A 2939-nucleotide genomic window follows, 5' to 3' on the forward strand; every position below is an offset into this window, starting at 1 on the left:
ACCGCCGCCTGGCTCGGCCGGCCCGAGCCCGGCCCCGCCCTGGACTACCTGCGCGCGGTCGCCCGGTCCGGCCCGGTGCCGTGCGCCAGCCCGATCACCGTCTTCGAACGGGCGTGGGTGCTCGCCGTCCTGGTCCGGGCCGGTGTCCCCGTGCACGTGCCCGAGCCGGTGCTGACCGGGCTGCGCGCCGCCGTCGGCGCGTCCGGCGCGGCCACCGCGCCCGGGTTGCCGGCCGACGCCGACACCACCTCCGTCGTGCTCTACGTGCTCGCCCGGTTGGGCCGGTCGCCGGGCGTGGGCGCACTCGCCGGATTCGACACCGGGCGCCACTTCTGCACCTGGCCGGGGGAGGACGGGGCGTCGCTGACCACCAACGCGCACGTGCTCGACGCGCTCGGTGAACATCCGAGCCGGCCGGGCGTGACGGCGGCCCGGCGCCGGGTCACCGAGTGGCTGGTCGGACGGCAGGAGCCGGACGGGCGGTGGGAGGACCGCTGGCACGCCTCGGCGTACTACGCGACGTATGCGGTGCTGCTCGCGCTGGCCGACCACGCGCCCGACGGCGCGGCGCGGGCCGCGGTCGAGCGGGGTGTCGGCTGGCTGCTGGACACCCAGCGACCGGACGGCTCCTGGGGGCGCTGGCACGGCACCGCCGAGGAGACCGCGTACGCGGTGCTCGCCCTGGCCGGCGCGGGCCGCGCGGGCGACGCCCGGATCGGCTCGGCACTGGCGAGGGGGCGGGCTCGACTGTCCGACCTGGACGGAAGCGACGGCGGCCCGCCACTGTGGCACGACAAGGACCTCTACCGCCCGACGCGAATCGTGCGCGCGGCGGTGCTGGCCGCCTCGGGGCACACCGGTCGGGCGTCGGCGTACCCGGAGGCCACCATGATCAGGATCGCTTGAATGGAGTTCACGACGGCTGCTAGCGTGCGCCGGAGTCGATCGGATTTCGGACCGACCGAAGACCGGGCCAGGACGGTGTGATGCGTTCCCGCAGTACGAATCTCCGTACGAAGATCATCGCGCTGCTGGCGTCGCTGACCGCGCTCTGGGCGTTCGCGGCCTGGGTGACCGTGCGCGACGGGTTCAACCTGCTCGGCGTGCAGGCGCTCAACGCCCGGGTGTTCGAGCCGAGCGATCCGCTGTTGCTGGAGTTGCAGAACGAGCGCCGGCTGTCGCTGCGCTACCTGGGCGAGTCCGATCCCGGGCAGTTGCAGGAGCTCCAGGCACAGCGCGCACGCACCGACGCGACCGCCGGCGCGCTGTGGGAGTCGGTGCGGGACTGGCGTACCGAGGTGCCGGCCAGCGACGAGCTGGAGCAGCGGCTCGCCGAGCTCAGGACCGAGCTGGGTCAGCTCACCCAGGTCCGCGACGAGGTCGGCCGCAAGACCATCGACCGGACCGCGACGTTGGCGGCCTACGACGAGGCGGTCGACGGCATCTTCGCCGTCTTCGACGCCCTCGGCGGCCTCGACGACGACCAGATCGCCCGGGACACCGCCGCCCTCATCGACCTGAACCGTTCCCGGGAGCTGCTGTCCCAACAGGACGCCCTGCTCACCGGTGCGGTCTCGGCCAACCGGCTGACCGTCGCCGAGCAGACCGCCTTCGCCCGGCTGGTCGGCGCCCAGTGGTTCCTCGCCGACCGCACCGCCCGGGAACTCGCGCCTACCGACCGGGCCCGCTACCAGCAGATGGTCGACGGGGAGGCGTTCGTCGCGCTCCGTACCCTGCAGGACCGGGTGCTGGCCGCCAAGGGTGCGGACGTGCGCCCGCCGATCACCGCCGACGCCTGGCGGGCGGCCGCCGAGCCGGCGATGGCCGACCTGCGCGAGGTTATCCTCGCCGGTGGTGAGGACATCGTCTCACGGGCCACCCCGGTCGCCATCGGTGTCATCGTCCGGCTGGTTCTCGCCGCCGGTCTCGGCCTGATCGCCGTCGTCGCGTCCGTGATCGTCTCGATCACCACGGCCCGGTCGCTGGTCCGGCAGCTCGAACGGCTGCGCGGCGCCGCCATCCGCCTGGCCGACGAGCGGCTGCCCAGCGTGGTGGAGCGGCTGGGGCACGGCGAGGAGGTGGACGTCGCCCGGGAGGCGCCACCGTTGCAGTTCGGCGACGACGAGATCGGCCAGGTCGGCAAGGCCTTCAACCGGGTGCAGGAGACCGCCGTCCGCACCGCGGTCGAGCAGGCCGAGCTGCGCCGCAGCGTCCGCGACGTGTTCCTCAGCCTGGCCCGGCGCACCCAGGCGCTGGTGCACCGCCAGCTCACCCTGCTCGACGCCATGGAGCGCCGGGAGCACGACGCCGAGGAGCTGGAGGACCTGTTCCGGGTCGACCACCTGGCCACCCGGATGCGGCGCAACGCGGAGAACCTGATCGTGCTCTCCGGGTCGACGCCGGGCCGTGCCTGGCGGCGCAACGTGCCGATGGTCGACGTGGTGCGCGGCGCGGTCGCCGAGGTCGAGGACTACACCCGGGTGACCGTGCGACCGCTGGGCCCGGTGTCGTTGACCGGCCGGGCCGTCGGTGACGTGATCCACCTGCTGGCCGAGCTGATCGAGAACGGCCTCTCCTTCTCCCCGCCGCAGACCACCGTGGAGGTGCGCGGCCAGCTCGTCGGCAACGGCTTCGCCATCGAGATCGAGGACCGTGGCCTGGGCATGAGCGGCGAGGAGCTGGCCGCCGCCAACGCGCGCATCGTCGACCGGTCCGAGCTGAACCTGGCGGACGCGGCCCGACTGGGCCTGTTCGTGGTCAGCCGGCTCACCGAACGGCACGGCGTGAAGGTCCAGCTCCGGGAGTCCGCGTACGGCGGGACGACCGCGGTGGTGCTGATCCCGCGCGAACTGATCACCGTGGACGGCGACGACCCGGGCGGGCCCGCCGACGCGACGGCGGGCCCGGTCGTGCCGGCGCTGCCGCCGGCCGGCGAGCCC

1 protein-coding gene and 1 pseudogene are annotated in these 2939 nt (G+C 74.2%); both read left to right on the top strand.

Translation table 11 applies throughout. The annotated features are described in order from the left end of the window. Positions 1–906, top strand: a pseudogene (locus HUW36_RS29735) (prenyltransferase/squalene oxidase repeat-containing protein); the annotation flags it as partial. A gap of 80 nt (positions 907–986) precedes the next feature. After that, a partial coding sequence (locus HUW36_RS29740) for a sensor histidine kinase (protein WP_174531135.1) occupies positions 987–2939 on the top strand: 1953 nt, incomplete at its 3' end.

The sequence above is a fragment of the Micromonospora maritima genome (assembly GCF_902825405.1).
Taxonomy (GTDB): Bacteria; Actinomycetota; Actinomycetes; order Mycobacteriales; family Micromonosporaceae; genus Micromonospora; species Micromonospora maritima.